At 47.6% G+C, this 18,853-nt stretch carries 22 protein-coding genes; 17 read left to right on the top strand and 5 right to left on the bottom strand.

Annotation, left to right across the window (positions count from 1 at the left end; translation table 11 throughout):
• Positions 1-207: 207 nt before the first annotated feature.
• Positions 208-2,598 carry a quinoprotein glucose dehydrogenase gene (gcd, locus tag A7090_RS05025; protein WP_105273227.1) on the bottom strand — a complete coding sequence of 797 codons (2,391 nt, stop codon included), beginning with the start codon at positions 2,596-2,598 and terminating at the stop codon, positions 208-210.
• Between the two features lie 387 nt (positions 2,599-2,985).
• Here gcd and A7090_RS05015 point away from each other — a divergent pair, with 387 nt between their 5' ends.
• From A7090_RS05015 to A7090_RS04960, 12 genes are all read left to right on the top strand, one after another.
• Positions 2,986-4,185 carry a tyrosine-type recombinase/integrase gene (locus A7090_RS05015; RefSeq protein WP_001570687.1) on the top strand — a complete coding sequence of 400 codons (1,200 nt, stop codon included), beginning with the start codon at positions 2,986-2,988 and terminating at the stop codon, positions 4,183-4,185.
• Between the two features lie 16 nt (positions 4,186-4,201).
• Positions 4,202-5,254 carry a hypothetical protein gene (locus A7090_RS05010; RefSeq protein WP_016242744.1) on the top strand — a complete coding sequence of 351 codons (1,053 nt, stop codon included), beginning with the start codon at positions 4,202-4,204 and terminating at the stop codon, positions 5,252-5,254.
• A 95-nt stretch (positions 5,255-5,349) separates the two neighbouring features.
• On the top strand, positions 5,350-5,670 hold the full coding sequence (locus A7090_RS05005; protein ID WP_000194274.1) for a helix-turn-helix transcriptional regulator: 321 nt from the start codon (positions 5,350-5,352) through the stop codon (positions 5,668-5,670).
• Between the two features lie 194 nt (positions 5,671-5,864).
• Positions 5,865-6,392, top strand: a complete 528-nt coding sequence (locus tag A7090_RS05000) for a host cell division inhibitor Icd-like protein (protein ID WP_032084632.1) — start codon at positions 5,865-5,867, stop codon at positions 6,390-6,392.
• Entirely contained in the window at positions 6,385-6,567 is a 183-nt protein-coding gene (locus A7090_RS04995) for a hypothetical protein (RefSeq protein ID WP_000475520.1), read from the top strand. Before A7090_RS05000 ends, A7090_RS04995 begins: the two co-directional genes overlap by 8 nt.
• Before the next feature lie 2 nt (positions 6,568-6,569).
• Positions 6,570-6,758, top strand: a complete 189-nt coding sequence (locus A7090_RS04990) for a hypothetical protein (RefSeq protein ID WP_032084633.1) — start codon at positions 6,570-6,572, stop codon at positions 6,756-6,758.
• On the top strand, positions 6,755-6,973 hold the full coding sequence (locus A7090_RS04985; RefSeq protein ID WP_023486155.1) for a hypothetical protein: 219 nt from the start codon (positions 6,755-6,757) through the stop codon (positions 6,971-6,973). The genes A7090_RS04990 and A7090_RS04985 overlap by 4 nt, the downstream gene beginning before the upstream one ends.
• Positions 6,974-7,040: 67 nt before the next feature.
• Positions 7,041-7,346 carry a hypothetical protein gene (locus tag A7090_RS04980; protein WP_032084634.1) on the top strand — a complete coding sequence of 102 codons (306 nt, stop codon included), beginning with the start codon at positions 7,041-7,043 and terminating at the stop codon, positions 7,344-7,346.
• Positions 7,347-7,390: 44 nt separating this feature from the next.
• Complete coding sequence (locus A7090_RS04975; RefSeq protein ID WP_032084635.1) at positions 7,391-10,060, top strand: toprim domain-containing protein; 2,670 nt, start codon at positions 7,391-7,393, stop codon at positions 10,058-10,060.
• 2 nt (positions 10,061-10,062) lie between these two features.
• Positions 10,063-11,067: a phage integrase gene (locus tag A7090_RS04970; RefSeq protein WP_001308252.1), complete on the top strand. Its 1,005-nt coding sequence runs from the start codon at positions 10,063-10,065 to the stop codon at positions 11,065-11,067.
• A 692-nt stretch (positions 11,068-11,759) separates the two neighbouring features.
• Positions 11,760-12,032, top strand: a complete 273-nt coding sequence (locus A7090_RS04965) for a hypothetical protein (protein ID WP_000281924.1) — start codon at positions 11,760-11,762, stop codon at positions 12,030-12,032.
• Between the two features lie 216 nt (positions 12,033-12,248).
• Positions 12,249-12,431: an ogr/Delta-like zinc finger family protein gene (locus A7090_RS04960; protein ID WP_001756195.1), complete on the top strand. Its 183-nt coding sequence runs from the start codon at positions 12,249-12,251 to the stop codon at positions 12,429-12,431.
• A gap of 50 nt (positions 12,432-12,481) precedes the next feature.
• Here the strand turns inward: A7090_RS04960 and A7090_RS04955 are convergent, their stop codons facing one another.
• Complete coding sequence (locus A7090_RS04955) at positions 12,482-12,715, bottom strand: hypothetical protein (RefSeq protein ID WP_000744301.1); 234 nt, start codon at positions 12,713-12,715, stop codon at positions 12,482-12,484.
• Between the two features lie 165 nt (positions 12,716-12,880).
• Here A7090_RS04955 and A7090_RS04950 point away from each other — a divergent pair, with 165 nt between their 5' ends.
• A complete protein-coding gene (locus A7090_RS04950; protein ID WP_000355637.1) occupies positions 12,881-13,591 on the top strand; it encodes a hypothetical protein in 711 nt (236 codons plus the stop codon).
• Entirely contained in the window at positions 13,591-14,862 is a 1,272-nt protein-coding gene (locus A7090_RS04945) for a P2 family phage major capsid protein (protein ID WP_024196624.1), read from the top strand. The genes A7090_RS04950 and A7090_RS04945 overlap by 1 nt, the downstream gene beginning before the upstream one ends.
• Before the next feature lie 43 nt (positions 14,863-14,905).
• On the opposite strand, the gene A7090_RS04940 is transcribed toward A7090_RS04945, so the two are convergent.
• Both A7090_RS04940 and A7090_RS04935 read right to left on the bottom strand, forming a co-directional pair.
• Positions 14,906-15,250, bottom strand: coding sequence for a type II toxin-antitoxin system PemK/MazF family toxin (locus A7090_RS04940; protein WP_000497967.1), 345 nt, complete (start codon positions 15,248-15,250; stop codon positions 14,906-14,908).
• Positions 15,250-15,498 (bottom strand): AbrB/MazE/SpoVT family DNA-binding domain-containing protein, encoded by a 249-nt coding sequence (locus tag A7090_RS04935; protein ID WP_001260304.1) that lies wholly within the window; start codon positions 15,496-15,498, stop codon positions 15,250-15,252. The genes A7090_RS04940 and A7090_RS04935 overlap by 1 nt, the downstream gene beginning before the upstream one ends.
• A gap of 262 nt (positions 15,499-15,760) precedes the next feature.
• Here A7090_RS04935 and hpt point away from each other — a divergent pair, with 262 nt between their 5' ends.
• Positions 15,761-16,297, top strand: coding sequence for a hypoxanthine phosphoribosyltransferase (gene hpt / locus A7090_RS04930; RefSeq protein ID WP_000683851.1), 537 nt, complete (start codon positions 15,761-15,763; stop codon positions 16,295-16,297).
• Positions 16,298-16,337: 40 nt separating this feature from the next.
• On the opposite strand, the gene can is transcribed toward hpt, so the two are convergent.
• Positions 16,338-17,000, bottom strand: coding sequence for a carbonate dehydratase (gene can / locus A7090_RS04925; protein ID WP_000651599.1), 663 nt, complete (start codon positions 16,998-17,000; stop codon positions 16,338-16,340).
• A gap of 108 nt (positions 17,001-17,108) precedes the next feature.
• Between can and A7090_RS04920 the strand changes: the two genes are divergently transcribed.
• Positions 17,109-18,035, top strand: coding sequence for an ABC transporter ATP-binding protein (locus A7090_RS04920; protein WP_105273226.1), 927 nt, complete (start codon positions 17,109-17,111; stop codon positions 18,033-18,035).
• A complete protein-coding gene (locus tag A7090_RS04915) occupies positions 18,032-18,802 on the top strand; it encodes an ABC transporter permease (protein ID WP_073546641.1) in 771 nt (256 codons plus the stop codon). The genes A7090_RS04920 and A7090_RS04915 overlap by 4 nt, the downstream gene beginning before the upstream one ends.
• Positions 18,803-18,853 lie beyond the last annotated feature (51 nt).

Genomic DNA, 18,853 nt, shown 5'->3' with positions numbered 1-18,853 from the left:
ATGCAATGTATTGAATTTGCACGATTTCGCAGGCCGGATAAGGCGTTCACGCCGCATCCGGCATGAACACAGCCTGATGCGCTACGCTTATCAGGCCTACGAGCCATATGCAATGTATTGAATTTGCACGATTTCGTAGGCCGGATAAGGCGTTCACGCCGCATCCGGCATGAACAAAGCGCACTTTGTCAGCAAAGTGCGCAAGTCTTACTTCACATCATCCGGCAGCGCATAAGCCACAATATAGTCGCCCATCTTCGTACCAAATGAACCGTGACCGCCTGCGGAGATCGCCACATACTGCTTACCATTCACTTCATAGGTCATCGGTGTAGCCTGCCCCCCCGCCGGTAAACGGCCCTGCCACAGTTTTTCACCGTTGCTCATGTTGTAAGCGCGCAGGTAGTTATCTGCCGTAGCAGCGATAAACAGCACGTTACCCGCCGTGGAGATTGGCCCGCCCAGCATCGGCATCCCCATATTGAACGGCACCGGAACGGGCATCGGGAACGGCATGCTGTCCTGCGGCGTACCAATACGTTTCTTCCACACCACTTCGTTGGTTTTCAGATCCAGCGCTGAGATATAGCCCCATGCTGGCTGTTTACACGGCAGACCAAACGGTGAGAGGAACGGATTGAGCGTGACGCCATACGGTACACCGTACTGCGGTTGAATGCCGGATTCCGTACCCGTGCCTTTGGCATCTTTCGGCTGTTCCATCGGATTACCCGGACCGCGCGGGATCAGCTTCGAAACAAACGGCAGTGCCATTGGGTTGGCAATCGCCACTTCACGATTCGGATCAACGGAAATCCCGCCCCATTCGAACATCCCCAGGTTACCCGGGAAGACCAACGTACCCTGTTCAGATGGTGGGGTGAAAATGCCTTCATAGCGCATCTGGTGGAACATCACGCGGCACACCAGTTGGTCAAACATGGTGGCGCCCCACATATCCGCACCGCTCAAATCTTTCGTCGGACGGAAGCTCAGTTCAGAGAACGGTTGAGTTGGGGTAACGTAATCACCTTTCGCTGCGCCTTGTGGCACCGGTTTTTCCGGGGCCGGAACCACCAGTTCACCATTACGACGATCGAGCACAAAAATGTTGCCAGTTTTCGCCGGCGCGTAAATGACCGGCACCTTCTGACCATTAACGGTGATATCAGCCAGCGTCGGCTGTGCCGGAAGGTCCATATCCCACAGGTCATGGTGAACGGTCTGGTAGCTCCACGCCAGTTTCCCGGTAGTGGCATTCAGTGCCAGAATCGAGCTGGCATAACGCTCCTGTTCCGGTGTGCGGTTACCGCCCCAGATATCTGGCGTGGTCACGCCCATCGGCAGATAGACCAGATCCAGTTTCGCGTCATAGGCTGCAGGTGCCCACGAGTTTGGCGAGTTAAAGGTAAAGGTGTGCTCGTCAGACGGGATCGCATTCGGATCTTTTGCTCCCGGATCAAAAGCCCACAGCAGCTCCCCGGTGTTGACATCAAAACCACGGATCACGCCTGACGTTTCGCGGGTTGAGAAGTTATCGGTGACTGAACCGGCCATCACGATGGTTTTATCGGTGATAATCGGCGGCGAAGTCGGCTCATACAGGCCCGGTTTGGTGTCTGGCATATTGCTTTGCAGATTGAGCACGCCTTTATTGGCGAAGGTTTCGCACAGCTTGCCGTTGTCAGCGTTAATCGCAATCAGGCGACCGTCATTCACCGGAAGAATGATACGACGCGGGCAATCTGCCATCACTTCCGGGGAAGCAGTTTCTGCTTTAGCTTCATGATAAGAGACGCCGCGGCAGGTTACGTGCTGGAAAGACTCGTTGGTTTTCAGCTCAGGATCGTAATGCCATTTCTCTTTGCCGCTGGCGGCATCGAGCGCAAACAGACGCTGGTGAGCGGTACACAGGTAAAGGGTGTCGCCCACTTTAATTGGTGTCACTTCATTGGTGATTTCACCCGGATCGTTCGGCTGTTTCACATCACCTGTGCGGAACACCCAGGCTTCTTTCAGGTTATGGACGTTATCGGCGTTAATTTGCTTCAGTGGTGAAAAGCGTTGGCCTTCCTGATTGCGACCATACGCGGGCCAGTCCTGATCGGCAACGGGTGAGATAGCTTCGGCAGGTGTGGCATCGGCGCTTAAGGTGCCGTTGATTTCCTGCGGATCGTTAAATCCGGCCCAGGTCAGGATACCTCCGCTAATCAACAGTGCGACCACCAGTGCGGCAACTGCGCCGCTGGCAGGAATGACCAGGCGACGCCAGACAAACGGTAGGATTAGCCAGATGCCGAAGAAGACCAGAATGTCGCTGCGCGGAGTCAGTGCCCAGAAGTCGAAACCGACTTCCCAGATGCCCCAAATCATGGTGCCAAGCAGCAGAGCGGCGTACAGCCAAAGTGCGGCGCGTTTACTGCGCCACAGCATCCAGCTGACGCCGAGCATCACAAGGCCAGCGATAGGGTAGTACCAGGAGCCGCCAATCGCGACCAGCCAGCCTCCACCAATGAGTAGATACAGCCCGCAAAGCGCTGCAAAAAGAGCTGTTAGCGTGACGAGTAATCGTCGCGAGCCTGTATTGTTAATTGCCATAAAGAGACACCATTTCAATTCATTAATATTTTAGTAGCAATTAATTATAGATTTTAACATGCGTGATCGTCATCACAATTCGAGCTTTATTAACAGACTCCGCGAATGAATCGTTTTGCTGGTATACTGCGTGTCTTGCGCTTTGTTGCGGTGCAAAAAACTGCCCGTGCGAAGTGATTTGTTTTTAAATCATATGGTTAGAGATATGAAACATACTGTAGAAGTAATGTTTTTTATGTTCCTGACTTTTCTAGTGTTTACCCGCTGAATATAAAAAATCAATCAAAATCATTATGTTGTAGTGATTTTGTGTTCATGCTCGATTTCATTTTTTCTGGATATTAATATTTCACGTGTATCAATGCGTGTATCAATATCGGAACGGTGATGATGTCTGGAACGAATAAGCTCAGCGACAGGAAACTAAAGGCGCTGCAAGGAACGCATAGGGATCGTGTTGAAATGCTTGCTGACGGAGAGGGGTTAGGGGTCAGGTTATCAACTAAAGGGCATGTGAGCTGGGTTTTTTCATATCGCCTTGGAGGGCGTGAGAGTTCAGTTATTCGTCTTACTCTAGGGAATTACCCTGATATTAGTCTGAAAGATGCCAGGATGTGGCGTGAGCGTTGCCGTCAATGGTTGGCTAATGGTCTTGATCCAAAAATTGAACTCCAACTTTTTACTGAAGAATCCCGTGCTCCTGTTACTGTTCGAGATGCGTTGGAATATTGGTTGGTCAATTATGCAAGACATAAGCGCAAAGATGAGGAATTGATTAGGGCGCAATTCTGCAAACATGTCTACCCCAGAATAGGCCATTATCCGTTATCACGGTGCGATACTCGCCATTGGGTAAAATGTTTTGATGAGATTCGCGCTATAAGTTCAAAAACGGCGGGGCGTATGTTTCAACTCTCCAAGCAGGCATTGCGGTTTTGCAATGTTCGGCGTTATGCCATCAGTGATGCCCTTGTTCATTTAACGTTAACCGATGTAGGGGAATCTGCCGGACAGCGCGACCGTGTTTTGAGTGATGCCGAACTATCAGATCTTTGGTATTTTGCAAAGGAGAAACATCGGGATATTTATTTTTCTAGATTAATAAAGTTGCTTATTGTCTTTGGGGCTAGAACTGTAGAGATTCGCCGTTCTCATTGGATTGAATGGGATTTTAATGAATGGGTTTGGATTGTTCCAAGAAATAACAGTAAAAGTAACAAAAAGATTATTCGGCCAATTCCCGAAGGTATAAGAGACTGGTTAAAAGAGCTAAAACAGGAAACCGGGAGGACGGGCTTACTTTTGGGTGAGGAGAGAACGCATAGAGCTGTTTCTCTGAAAGGTCGCAGAATGTATAAAATATTCGGACATAATGAAAAATGGACGCTACACGATTTAAGACGGACATTTTCAACTGGGTTAAACAACATGGGGGTAATGCCTCATATTGTCGAGTCATTATTAGGTCACGTATATAATGCTGGCTCCGCAGAATTTAACTATAATCTTAGCCAGTATATCCCATTCAAATTAAAGGCTCTAAATGACTGGCTTGAATGTTTAGAAAAAATGGTTAAAGATAAATAATATGTGAGCGAAAAGAATGACGTTACCACTAAGAGATTACTATCCTATTGAGCGCGCGGCAAAGTTATTAGACTGCGATATTGATGATCTTATTCATTGGGCTGTGACAGGCTGCATTCGTATTTGTATAAAAATTGAATCTGCATATGGAGTATTAAATATCCCAGATGAAAAAGATGTGGTTAATTTCGATTGTCTGCGTAAGTTTCTGGATTCAGAACCATGTAAATCACGGTTATCTGACCTTGATGCCATTTCAGAAAGGGCGGCAGAACACCATGGTTTTAATTATATAAAAACCAAGTCGAGAATTATATTTGATTCAATGTGCGAATCTCTAAGTCATTCATATGTAGCGCCCAAATTTGGTGACATAGCAATTGATACTGCATTTGCTTTGTTAAATTATTATAACAGGGGGTTATATTATGGGGAAAATTATCACATATATAGTGTATATCGAATAGCAACGGATGAAAGAGCTGTGGCAGTTGTACCACCAGTATTTAAAGGTATTCAAGAAAAATACCATAAGTATTTTGTTGAAATAGGCGGTATTTTCGCTTTGGGGGGAAGTTTTTTTGCCAACTATGATTTTAATAAGAAGTTTAAAGCCAACCGAATAATTAATAGCAATATTATAATTGCTTCTGACGTTGATATACATATAGGAGTAATTGTTACTGAGGATGTTTCTTTTGATATTGGTGATTTATATATCTTAAAGAGTGATTTTTTAAAAATACAAAATGCTACAAGCTCCAATAGCGAGTTAAGAAAAGATTATGTTAATCCATTGGCAGACACTTTATATTTGTGTGCGGGTAACAATATATTAAGCTCTGAGGATGGAGAGAAAGATATATGCACCAATAAAAACAATATAGAACGATTATCTAAAACAATGAAGGATTTTTTTCGTGCGATGCTTGTTATTCATTATAAAGAACTCGAAAACAATCCGGTAAAACTTGCTGATATATTGACCGCGGAAGCAAAAGAGGCAGGACTCAATATGCGCTTTGATAAAAGTACTATATCAAGATGGATTAAGGCATCATCTCAGTAAGACCAGCAAGCATCTTAATAAGACCTTTAATACTTGCTTTCAAAACTCCGTAAAACAAAAATCTCCCCCGAAAGTTCAGAAACATAGGGGGAAATATGACTCAATCCGCATTCATTCCACCAACTCCAGAACAGCGCCGCACCATACTCGCCGAGTATGGTTTTGACTGCGAAGAACGCATCAGGGAAGAGAAGTGTAAAAAAATGACCACGCTTTCACGCTCCCGGCGCTGGGAACTGGAGAAGATCGGTGCTTTTCCTCCCCGTCACTCTTTGGGGCGTTGCTCATGTACCTGGCTGTTAAGTGATGTTTTGTGGTGGCTACGTAATCCGCCAGTTATTGCCAAAGTGAATAACCCATACGAAAACGCCAAAAAGAAAAGGGAGAGGGAATCCGGTAGCGCCAGAGTTGAATAAGCCCGGGCGGCTTATTGCAGCCCATCGCTTGGCGGCAAAACTTACTGATGTGAACACGTTGCTACACGTGAGGGGGAGAGGTCGGGCGCTGACAGCAGAGCAAAAAAAAGAAGCTCGCTAAAGCCAGCGAGCCAACCAGTCAAGGATGTGCATTTAGTGCACCTGAAACCAACAATAAGAAATAATAGGCAGAAATGATTATGGCTTTTTTACTCTTAAAAATCAATCACTCAGCGCAAGCGCGCCAAAATAATTTGCAATATTGCTTGACTCGCTTTTTTGTCATGGCGTATCGTTTGCCCGCACCTCATAAAGCGGGTGCCGGGTTTAGCAGCCTGATTGACAAAGCGGGTAGCCGCTATATTTCCGTAATGCGGTTTTTTTGTGCCCGTAATACCACCCTTTCCCGTATTATGGCGGGGCGTAATGGGGAGGCCGTAAGGCCTGCTGGTTTCTTTGTCACCAGTCTGCTAACCCTGTTACGTCCCGCCACCATGTTTAGCAGCGTGCTGGCGAGACTCCGTAAATTAGACAAAGGAGCCGCCAAAATGGCTATATCAACACGCCCTGATTTTATCTGGCGCTTTATGCAGTGCCACGGTAAAAATATCCGCCTTCATACCGTTACCGCTGCCAGTGAGCGCGAAGCGCGCGCCATGCTTCCGGCATCCCGTCTGGTCTTTGTTGCCCGTATCCGTGTCCGGGAGGCGTGCCATGTTTAAGCTCCTTATCACCCTGATTAACTACCAGAACGGCGACGTTCGCCAGATGATTCATTCCTGGGAATATCCGACTTATGACGATGCATGGCGTGATGCCTGTCGTATGGCATATTCCCGCAATGACAAACAGGGGCGATTAACTCACAAATGCGCAGTAAAAATCATGGAGGGGTAACGATGTACGAGATTCATATTAAATTGCGTAATGTGGTAACAGGAGAGGAAGAAAACTTCCACACGATACGTAAATATAAATCAAAAGGAAAAGCGGCAAGGGACGTTATCAGGTATACGGAAGAAATTGCGCCGAAATATCAATTGCCAGAAGAAGAGCTCACAGCATCAGTGGTAAAGGTGAAGAAATGAAAACCCGTTCAGCATCCCGTAAAAATAATGGCAGTGGTGAAAAACGTTTCTTTGTGTTGGGTTATGCCGTTAATAAGCGCGGGTTAACCAAACATGCACATGCAACGGTATACGGAACGGGACCGGGCGAAGCCATACGCCGCGCAGCCGAAGGGCTGGAAGAGCTGGGAATGACACATTTCAGAGCGTTGAAGGTGACGCAGCTTTCCGCCTGATTCCCGAATTGTCCACTGATAACTGAATTCAATTTATATTTCGGCCTTAACTGGCCGGGGAGTTTTTATGTCTGAAAATCAGAATGTCCGCAATATATACAAAAAAGAATACGCTGGCTTTTTCACAGAAGATTCCATTGGCAGTCTTGAGGATGTAATAAATGTTATTGCTCTTTTTTCAGCATTGACAGGTGAAATTAATACCAAAGAGCGAATTGCTGTACAAAGCGATGAAATGGAATCATTAACTAACATTCTTTATCGGGAATTACGAGCGATTAAATCAGGAATGCATCTTTCTGGCGGGATTTTTTCATGGCACAAAGCTGAAGCCGCAGGGATTGCCCGGAAACAAGAAGTAACGAGTAATTAATAAAAACCCCACTGCAAAAGGTGCAGTGGGGGGGGGATTTATATATGAAACATAACACCAGAAAAGAGATTATTAACCGTCTTATTCGTGATTACAACTTTAAAGAAGAAAATAACTATCTTCGTTATGGTGTTTGTCCGCAATGTGGAAAGAAGGAACTGTTTACCAGTCTTGAGAGGCCGTACATCGTACACTGTGGCCGCGAAAATAAATGCGGTGCAGACCTGTTGACCAAAGAACTTTACCCGGATGTGTTTTCGTCATGGTCAGATCGCTATATCAGCACGAAAGACGATCCATACGCAGCGGCGGCAGCTTATCTTCAGGAAGCGCGCAATATTGCTGTGGAGCCACTGAAAGGGGCATTTACTCAGGAGCGATACCAGGACAAGGAAAGCGGCGAACAAGCCGCTACCGTGCGTTTTACGCTGGCTGACGGCGTGTGGTGGGAGCGCATCATAGACCGACCGGAACGCTTCGCTCGCAAGGCGAATTTTTCCGGCAGCTACAAGGGGCTGTGGTGGGCTTATCCGGGAGCTGATTTAAGCAAGGCCAAAGAAATCTGGATTTGTGAGGGTGTCTTTGATGCCATCAGCCTTAACCAGAATGGCATTGCGGCCGTTTCTGTCATGTCTGCCGTGAACTACCCTGATAAGGCGCTGGAAGAACTGGCGAAGCTGTGCGGAGATAATCCCCGTCCGGTTATTGTGTGGGCGCTGGATAACGGGCGTGCGGGTGAGCGTTACGCGAAAAAACATGCAGAACGCAGCGCCGAAGGCGGCTGGAGAACGGCAGCGGCGTTACCGGGTGAAAACAACAATAAACGCGACTGGAATGATTTACACATCGCCGGAAAGCTACGTGGCCATGATGTGAAAAGATACCGTTATTACGGTGATTTATTGCTGGCGAAATCTCCGAGAGATAAGGCACTAATAATGTTTTCCTTTCGTGAGCGAAAGGAATTTCATTTTCCCTTTGATAACCGTGTGTTCTGGTTCAAGCTGGATATTGAGCGCCATATGAAGGCTGTTGAGCGTGTCATTAATGAGCGAAATGTTGACGAAGATGAAGCGCGCAAAATTGCACTCAAGGAATCCGGCGCTGTAAAAGAAATCGCAAACTGTAACCCAGTGCCGCTTTATTACATTCGAAACAATGATACGGATGAAGCATGGTATTACTTCCGCATTACATTCCCGGATGGTGCTACGGTGAAAAACACCTTTACATCAGGGCAATTAACATCCGCATCTGAATTTAAAAAACGTCTGTTGCACGTAGCAAAAGGCGGCATTTATACCGGAACGACTACGCAACTTGACGCATTAATAAAAAATGACCTTCCCGCAATAAAAGAGGTTATTGGTCAGGATTTTATCGGATACAACAAGGCCATTGGGGCATGGTTGTTTAATGATATTGCTGTTTACAAGGGTAAAACTTATGAAATCAATGACGAAGATTATTTTGAAATTGATGGCATAAACGCAAAACCATTAAGCGAAAAACCCACATTACAGATTAACTACAAAAAACCGGATGAATTTACAACGTCATGGGTGGAAGATCTCTGGCTGGCTTTTGGCGAAAAGGGAATTATTACCCTGGCTTTCTGGCTGGGTTCGCTGTTCAGTGAACAAATCCGGGATAAAGAAGAATCCTTCCCCTTCCTTGAAGTCACCGGGGAGCCCGGAACGGGTAAATCAACATTGATTGATTTTTGCTGGCGGCTGTGCGGTCGTGACAACTATGAAGGCGTAGATCCAACCAAAGGATCAGAGGCGGGCTGGAAGCGCACCTTTGGACAGGTCGCCGGATTACCTGTTGTTCTGATTGAAGCGGACCGGGGAGACAATGCGCAAAAAAGAGGTGCGTTTGACTTCGATAACCTGAAAAGTCTCTATAACGGCGGTGGTATCGGCGTTCGTGGTGTTAAGGCCAACAATAACAACACCTATGACCCGGATTTTAAGGGCGCTATCGTAATTGCGCAGAATGCGCGGGTAAACGCCTCGCCGGCAATTATCGAGCGCCTGATACGTATATACACCGATAAAAAACGCCATTCACCTGATACCCGACTGGCGGCGAGACGACTGGAACTCTACCCCGTCGAGAAGGTATCGGGGTTTATTCATCGGGCGGTAAGTCAGGAACGGGCGATTATGCAAACGTTCCTGGAAGTGTCGCCGGCTGAAACGGAACGCCTTTGCGGATGCGAAAATATTCGCCATCCCCGTATCGCCAAAAATCACGCGCAACTTATCGCGCTGGTCAGGGCGCTTAAATGCGTTATTGATATCCCGGCTGAATGGCTTGATGCCACATGTCTGGAACTGGAACAAATGGCAACAGCGCAGGTTAAAGCGGCGGCGGCTGATTTACCGGAAGTGGTGGAGTTCTGGGAAGCGTTCGACTTCCTGGACGGCATAACAAAATACGGTGTAAACCACTACGGCAAGGGATGCTGCGAAGGGATTGCTATCAGTATTCCGCAACTGGCACAGGCAGCCGCCATTCACCGCGTGGAGATCCGAACCGATCGCGAAATGATTGAGTTGCTCGGGGCTGGACGCTCCCGACCGTTGACAGGTCGTAAAACAATTCGTAGTGAGGTGTCCAGACAGGCAAACGCCGGAAAAGGGGTAGCCGAGGCCAGAGAGCCGGAAGTACTGAAATGCCGGATATTCAGTTACAAGGAGGGGCGTTAAACATGCCGATCAGAAAGATGCATGATGGGCGGTGGCTACTCGATATCAGGCCATGCGGACGTAAAGGGAAGCGCATCAGAAGAATATTTGACAAAAAATCTATAGCTACAGCAACTGAACGGTACATCATAGCGAACGCCGAAAAGCGCGAGTTTATACAGGGCTATCGCGACCGGAGAACCCTTAGCGATTTACTGGAATTGTGGTGGGTTTATCACGGTCAGCACAGGCGAAAGGCAAACACGGATAAACAGCAGCTTGGCAAAATTATTAATGAGCTTGGAGCTGACATGTTTGCGGTAGAACTCGACAAATTAAAAATCATTGCATGGCGATCGCAGAAAATTGCGGAAGGATTAAAGCCGTCCTCAGCAAACAGATACATGAACAGATTATCGGGGATGTTTACAGCCCTGAAAAAGATCGGTTTGTGGGATGCAGAGCATCCGGTTCGTGGTATTCCTGTTCTTTATGTAAAGCAGCGGGAAATGGCCTTTTTATCAAAAAACGAGGTCACATTGTTGCTTGACGGGCTGAATGGAGATCAACGAAGGGTTGCGCTCTTGTGTCTTTGTACCGGAGCCCGCTGGAGTGAGGCCAGCAGATTGCATGGAGAGCAAATAGTTCATAATAGAATAACGTTTCTGGAAACCAAAAACGGTAGAAAAAGAACGGTGCCTGTGTCGCAGGAAATATGCGATGCCGTAAAAACAAAAGAAACCGGGCGACTGTTTGATGTGAAGTACAGAGAGTTTTGCCGGGCATTAAAAAAAATAAAACCCGATTTACCGAGGGGGCAGGCTGCGCATGTATTGCGGCATACATTCGCCAGTCACTTTGTGATGAACGGTGGCAACATTCTTGCGCTACAAAAAATCCTTGGGCATGCGACAATTCAGCAGACTATGGCATACGCACATTTTGCACCGGATTATCTGGCAGATGCCATGAGATTTAACCCGGTAGCCAACATAGTGATCACCGAAGAAAAAGAGCCAGCAGAGTAACCCGCAGAACGCTACATTCACAGCAAAAGAGGTCAGTTTCCCGCTGACCTTTTTTGTTGGCCAGAACCAACGGTAACAGCAATGCAATGGTGGTCATATTGCAGTAGTGCCGCCATCAATTTTTTGCTTCCCCTGATTATCAGAAAGAGTCAAACAGTGGCGAGATACATTTCAATCACAGAGAGTTAATGAGAGTGATACAGAGTAAGTGGGTTTAATTAACATTTTAAAGGGTCGCGCTAAAGTTTGGGGGGGGGTGCGCAAAGCGGTTACAACGGTTACAAATTTAAAATCACTTATTTTTGCATTATATATCAATATATTATAACTGGTCGGATGAGTTACAAAAGCGGTTACAACGCGGTTACATGTAACCGTTTTGTTAGGTTACAGGCGGTTACAGGTTAAGTTTTTAATTGATTGATAATAAAGTGCTTTTTGAAACCTGTAACCGTTGTAACCGCAGTGTAACCGCAAAGCGGTTACAAACAATATCCATTAAAATCATGCTGTTAAGTGGTGTTTTTGACTGTTGTAACCGTTGTAACCGCTTTGCGCACCCCCCACCGGATTATGAGGCAGAGCCCCAAAACAACTGGCCTGACCTCTAACAAAAATGCAACATCAATCATTGATTTTTTGGGGCTGTCAGTCACGGGGAGTTGCCCTGTTGTTTGGCAGAAAAATGAAGTATGTACATGCGCGGCGGGGATGGTAAAAAACGTAATACACGCGGCGCAGTTGCCATAAAAAATCTCTCAAAAGCACTCTTTTTGACGCTATTGTTCATCTGCACAAAAGTGCACAAATTTGCACAATTTTTTAGAGTAACTTTTTGCCCATCCGGCCCAGTACTGGCGCGCCCGGAGGGCGATTTCGTGCGTGCACAAAAAACGGTGAGTTTTTCGCGCGCAGGTGACGGGGGAACAGCACGCGTTTCAGGGGGTAAATTACATTTTCGCTAAAGGCTGCGGGAATGCCCCGACCGGGTTAGTTTTATCGCCAGCCAGAGCCGTTCTTACGGCAAGAGAGAACTGATACGGGGAATGTGACGAGTGAGCATGGGAACGGCGCGCCCGTGCGTAATACGCGGCGACTGCTGCGGGTTTATTTGATACAGCCAGAGGGGGGCGGCAGAAGATATAATAGGTTAAATTTCACACCAGTAAGAGGAGCGTGATATGTCTTTCCCTTGCCCGGCCTGTGGCGCTTCAGCCCGCACCCGTGGTCGTTCGTTGGAAGAACACGAACAAAACATCTACAGAACGTATTACCAGTGCAATAATATTGAGTGTGGGGCTTGTTTTTGTACGCTTGAGTCGTTTGTACGCATTACTAAGCGCAGGAAGTCGAAAACTTCATAGTGATTTGTATAACACAGCCAGCGAGTGTGACCGGCTGCGTTATTTCTGTATTACGTCGTGTGGTTCTGGTCATTTGCCCAGGCCCACACATCCCCCGCTACATTGCGCCCGTTGCAGTCTTCTTCCTGCGTTTCCCCGGCCTTAATTCCCTGACTGATAAACATTCTGACGCACTGGGAGTAGTTCATCTCTCTGTCCTGACATATCTGATTTATTTTATGGTCGATTTCGTGCGGGATACGAATACAGCGTAATACGCATCGCATTTTCTTTTGTTTTTTCATCGTGTTGCCTCCCTGATTGTTTATGCCGGGATTTAACACCCGCGATATAAGAAAGCGTAATACAACAGTATTGTGAGCGTATTACGAGAACAAAATCGGCTGGAATGTATTACGCAATATGGAAAAAATCGGCGTAAGTAAAAAAATGTATTACAGGAGCAAATAATGGATATAACTCAGGCAAGCGCCGAACATCAGGTATGTAAAGCACAGTTTGATGCAGCCATGGCAAAACTCAGTGAACAGGAATCATTAATCACCAATCTGGAAGCAACTATCGAACAGACGAAAGGGGAGCTGGAATCTCTCGATCGTGACTGGCAGAACTCAATCCTGTCTGCGCTGGGCGTAAAAACGGAAGCCTCCGCGAAATTATCCATTCAGGCGGGTGTGGCGCGAGAAAATCTTGAGCGTCTGCGGGTGCTGCATGATGAGGCGCGCATCAGGCTACTGGAGTGTCGTTATAACGCGGCAGAGGCTGGTTGTGCTTACGAAAGCATTGATAATAAGTTGCGGGCAGAGATATTTGCAAAAGCACTTCCCGAACTGATTAACGAGCTGACCCCTGCTCTGTTATTGATTCGTGGTTTATGTGAGCTGCTTGGCCAGCCGCTGTATAACGCAGAAAAGAAAATATGCGAAACACTGAAAGCGACAGATACTGCTGAAAGTGTCGGGATGATTCGCGGCCGGATTAACGATACCGAAAGCGACACCTCCAGCCCGCTGCGTTATTGCCCGGAGAAACTCCCGGATTCGGTAAGCCGCGCAATCAGGAACGCCCCTTCACCTGTACAATGGAGCGCGGCGCGACAGAATCCAGAAAAAATGCGCGACCTTGCGGAGGGCAGAGAACTCTGCCGGGGGTGGCAGTAATGGGCGGTCTGAATACTCCACATTTGCACGGCGCTGATATAGTGAGCCGACTCAGGGGATTAATGTCCCGGAATCGCCTGAAAGCAAACACAGCAAGCATAAGCGATGAGACGCGTCGCGCGCTGGACAATGAATATCAAAAACTGGAGCGTGAGCTTGAGCTTCACACCCTGCATACTGCAAGCGGTGGGGGTAATAACGACGGCATTGAGCGTTATAATTGCACTGCTGATTCTGTTGTATCACAACGAAATCAACAGGCTCAGATGGTTTTCAATTGCGCTATCGAGTCGATAACCGGAAAACATCCGAAGGATTTGCACTTTTCCGGTGACACTGCGCGCTATTCGTCAGAAGTTGAACCCGTTCCCCGCCAGAGTGCAACGCTTGCCAGTGGATGGCAGGCAAATTTCCTTGCTGAAATAACTCCCGTGCCTGTTACGGATATATCAGGTCGGGTTGTGCTGGTAGACGCTTCGGGGCCGTTGGCACGTACATCGCCACCTCACGAGCGCCGTTCGCCACTACAGGCGCATTCACTGGTTTCAAGGGGCTACCGCTGCGAGCAGGTTAATTTTGATTTTGCGTTGAGCTACGACAATGCCGATGCTCACGCATCCGCAAACGGCCTTGAAGGAAGTGCGCGGGCCGCTTTTGAACGCCGGAAATGGCTGGATTTAATTCAGATTGGTTTTAACGGCACACATTATGCCGCCGAATCTGACCCTGAAACATATCCGGGGCGTGACGATTGCGGCGTGGGTTGGTTGCAGAAGTTTCGAAATGAAGCGGCGGGAAGGGTTATCAGCGGCCTTTCTGTTTCATCACCGAAAAGTAATACACGCGGTACACACCATACGATAGATGCGCTCGTTCTGGATGCCTGGCAATCCATGATTGATGAACAGTGGCAGGAAGGCATTGTGGCCGTATGCAGTCACAATACGCTGGTCCGTAAGCAATGGCCTTTGATAAACCGTCTTAATCCATCGCAGATGAATCAGGAAATTTTGCTTAACAAGGAAATCATTAAAAATCCCGTTCTGGGGAATCTCCCGGCTGTGACCGTTCCATTTTTCCCGGACAATGCTGTATTGATCACACCTCTTGCCAATCTGTGTCTGTACTGGCAGCGTGGTTCCGTTCGTGGCCTGGTAAAAAACGAGCCTCAGTATAATCGCCTCGCGTTCTATGAGTCCTGTAACCTTGACTGGGTGGTGGGGCAATATGAGGCAGGGTGCTTACTGGATGGGATTGACTGGAAAGAATAGCAAGGAAATTTCCGGTAACGTTGAGGGCTTCTCAGCCCTCCTTTTACTTAAGCAGATGCTCTCCACCAATCAGAGTAATGACTCTTTCAAGCACATCATTAAATACTCCATCTTCTGCCTCTGTAATTAAGCGTGCTTTCCGCTGACGCCAGTCAAGGGTTTGAATGAGTGTGGTTGCTACCACGCTGGGGGCGTCCAGATTTGTTACCGGAACTTCTGTGGGAGCATTTCGTATGCTCGTACTTATGGGGCAGCATATGACAAGCCCGGTGAGTCGGTTATATTGCTCATGGGACAGTATGAGTGCCGGGCGATACTTTCCGATCTCTTTTCCTTTCTGCGGCTCAAAATCCAGCCAGCAAATATCACCACGCTTAGGTACAAACATCAGTAATCAACCTCCTCATTGAATGGGGTGGCAATTTCGTCCGCGTGCGCTGTAACTGGCGTTATCCCGGCGAGTAATTCGGCTTCACTCAGGCGACGGCGTGCAGGCTTTTCTACAAAAAGCCCCTTTTCACTAATTTCAACGTTGACGATATCACCCACTGAAAAACCCGGAACGGTTTTAAGGTTTCCCGTTAGTCGAAGGGCAATGCTATTACCCCATTTTTGCAATACAACCTGTGTGCGCATGTGGGTTAACTCCTGTATCTATTGTGTGTCTACAGTGAGGATAGGCGAGTAATTATTCTGTGTCTACAACAAAGATACATTAAAAGCGTTAGTGAGCTTTTATGGGATCGGGTACAATCCCGACTCAATTTGTTGTTCTCTTGTTTTCTGTCATTTTTTTTGTGCCGTTCTCTGTTTGTGTATCAATCGGTGTATCAATATTGTTTTTTTAAGCATGAAAAATGATGGTTATTTCATTAATAATCAATTGGTTATTTGATAGATGAAACATTATGTAGAAGTAATGATCCCCGAAGCGGAGATTAAAGCGCGTATCGCCGAACTGGGTCGTCAGATTACTGAGCGTTACAAAGACAGCGGCAGCGATATGGTGCTGGTAGGTCTGCTGCGTGGCTCATTTATGTTTATGGCGGACCTGTGCCGTGAAGTTCAGGTATCTCATGAAGTCGATTTTATGACCGCCTCCAGCTACGGTAGCGGCATGTCCACCACCCGCGATGTGAAAATCCTCAAAGATCTGGATGAGGATATCCGTGGCAAGGACGTGCTGATTGTTGAAGATATCATCGACTCGGGTAATACACTGTCGAAAGTGCGCGAAATCTTAAGCTTGCGCGAACCGAAGTCGCTGGCGATTTGTACGCTGCTGGATAAACCGTCTCGTCGTGAAGTGAACGTCCCGGTAGAATTTATCGGTTTCTCGATCCCGGATGAGTTTGTGGTGGGCTACGGTATCGATTACGCACAGCGTTACCGTCATCTGCCATATATCGGTAAAGTGATTCTGCTGGACGAGTAAGCGTGGATTTGCCGGATGTGTTGCATCCGGCATGGTATTTTTATTTGTGGTTGGCGTGTTTCAGTTTGAGGTTGGAAATCCCGTGACGGTAACGTTGCTCAAGGGTTTCGCGATTGGTCGCGGTGACATCCAGATCACGCAGCAAGCCGTCGTGAATGCCGTAGGCCCAGCCGTGAATGGTCACTTTCTGCCCTCGTTTCCACGCTGATTGCATAATGGTGGAATGGCCCAGGTTATACACCTGTTCCATGACGTTCAGTTCACACAAGGTATCCAGACGGCGCTCTTGCGGCATTTCGCCGAGCAATGAGCTATGTTTGAACCAGATATCGCGGATATGCAGCAGCCAGTTGTTGATAAGCCCCAGTTCCGGGTTTTCAACTGCGGCTTGTACGCCGCCGCAACCGTAGTGGCCACAGATAATAATGTGTTCAACTTCGAGTACATCCACTGCATACTGAACTACGGAAAGGCAGTTCAGATCGGTGTGAATGACCAGGTTAGCAACATTACGGTGAACAAAGAGTTCGCCCGGCTCAAGACCGGTTAAACGTTCTGCAGGAACGCGACTGTCGGAACATCCAATCCATAGAAAGCGCGGTTTTTGCGCTTGTGCCAGTTTCTCAAAAAACCCGGGATCCTCTTCCACCAGCATTTTTGACCATAGTGCATTGTTGCTGATGAGTGTATCTATGTCTTTCATGGAGGTTAACGACCTGTAACCAAATAATTACGTTTGGCTAATATAGGGCAACTCCGGGACGATTTAAACCACAGATAAAGTGTAAGAACGTAAGGTAAGTAAAAATTTATGACCATTGCACTGGAACTTCAACAGCTTAAAAAAACCTATCCAGGCGGCGTTCAGGCGCTTCGTGGAATAGATTTGCAGGTCGAATCGGGTGATTTTTATGCGCTTCTCGGGCCGAATGGGGCCGGAAAATCGACCACTATTGGTATTATCAGCTCACTGGTAAATAAAACCTCCGGGCGGGTCAGCGTATTTGGTTACGATCTTGAGAAAGATGTCGTTAACGCTAAACGCCAGTTGGGGCTGGTGCCGCAGGAATTTAACTTCAACCCGTTTGAAACCGTGCAACAAATTGTGGTGAATCAGGCGGGGTACTATGGTGTGGAGCGCAAAGAAGCGTACATCCGCAGCGAAAAATATCTTAAACAGCTCGATCTATGGGGAAAGCGTAACGAGCGAGCGCGTATGTTATCGGGCGGGATGAAGCGCCGTTTAATGATTGCCCGTGCGTTAATGCATGAACCTAAACTACTGATTCTGGATGAACCAACCGCAGGCGTGGATATCGAACTTCGCCGCTCAATGTGGGGATTTTTAAAGGATTTAAATGACAAAGGCACCACTATCATTCTCACCACACACTACCTGGAAGAAGCAGAAATGCTGTGCCGCAATATCGGCATTATTCAGCACGGTGAGCTGGTGGAAAATACCTCAATGAAGGCGCTGCTGGCGAAGCTGAAATCAGAAACCTTTATTCTCGATCTCGCACCGAAAAGCCCGTTACCGAAGCTCGATGGCTATCAGTATCGACTGGTCGATACCGCGACGCTGGAAGTTGAAGTGCTGCGTGAGCAGGGGGTTAACAGCGTATTCACGCAGTTAAGTGAGCAGGGCATTCAGGTATTAAGTATGCGTAACAAAGCTAACCGTCTTGAAGAGCTGTTTGTTTCACTGGTTAATGAAAAACAAGGAGATCGCGCATGATGCATCTTTACTGGGTAGCGCTAAAAAGCATCTGGGCGAAAGAGATCCATCGCTTTATGCGTATCTGGGTGCAGACGCTGGTGCCGCCGGCCATCACCATGACTCTTTATTTCATTATCTTCGGTAACCTGATCGGGTCGCGTATTGGCGATATGCATGGCTTCAGCTATATGCAGTTTATCGTGCCGGGGCTGATCATGATGTCGGTGATCACCAATGCCTACGCCAACGTCGCGTCATCATTTTTTGGTGCCAAGTTCCAGCGTAATATTGAAGAACTGCTGGTCGCTCCAGTACCGACGCATGTGATTATTGCCGGATATGTTGGTGGCGGCGTAGCGCGTGGTCTGTTTGTTGGCATTCTGGTGACGGCGATTTCCCTGTTTTTTGTGCCATTTCAGGTGCATTCGTGGGTATTTGTTGCCTTAACACTGGTGCTCACGGCGGTGTTGTTCTCCCTTGCGGGGTTGCTGAACGGCGTGTTTGCCAAAACATTCGATGACATTAGCCTGGTGCCAACCTTTGTGTTAACGCCACTCACGTATTTGGGCGGGGTCTTTTACTCCCTGACTTTGCTGCCGCCGTTCTGGCAGGGGCTGTCTCACCTGAACCCCATTGTTTATATGATCAGTGGTTTCCGCTACGGCTTCCTCGGCATCAATGATGTGCCGTTGGTCACTACCTTTGGCGTACTGGTGGTTTTTATTGTGGCGTTTTATTTGATCTGCTGGTCGCTTATTCAACGTGGACGTGGTTTGCGTAGCTAAGGCTATTTCCTCTCCTCTGGATTTGGGGGAGAGGAGTTTTGACGGCTATCA

The sequence above is a fragment of the Escherichia sp. MOD1-EC7003 genome, from assembly GCF_002965065.1.
GTDB lineage: Bacteria > Pseudomonadota > Gammaproteobacteria > Enterobacterales > Enterobacteriaceae > Escherichia.
Note: the sequence above shows the minus strand (reverse complement) of the source record. Positions and strands in the feature narration are given on the sequence as shown.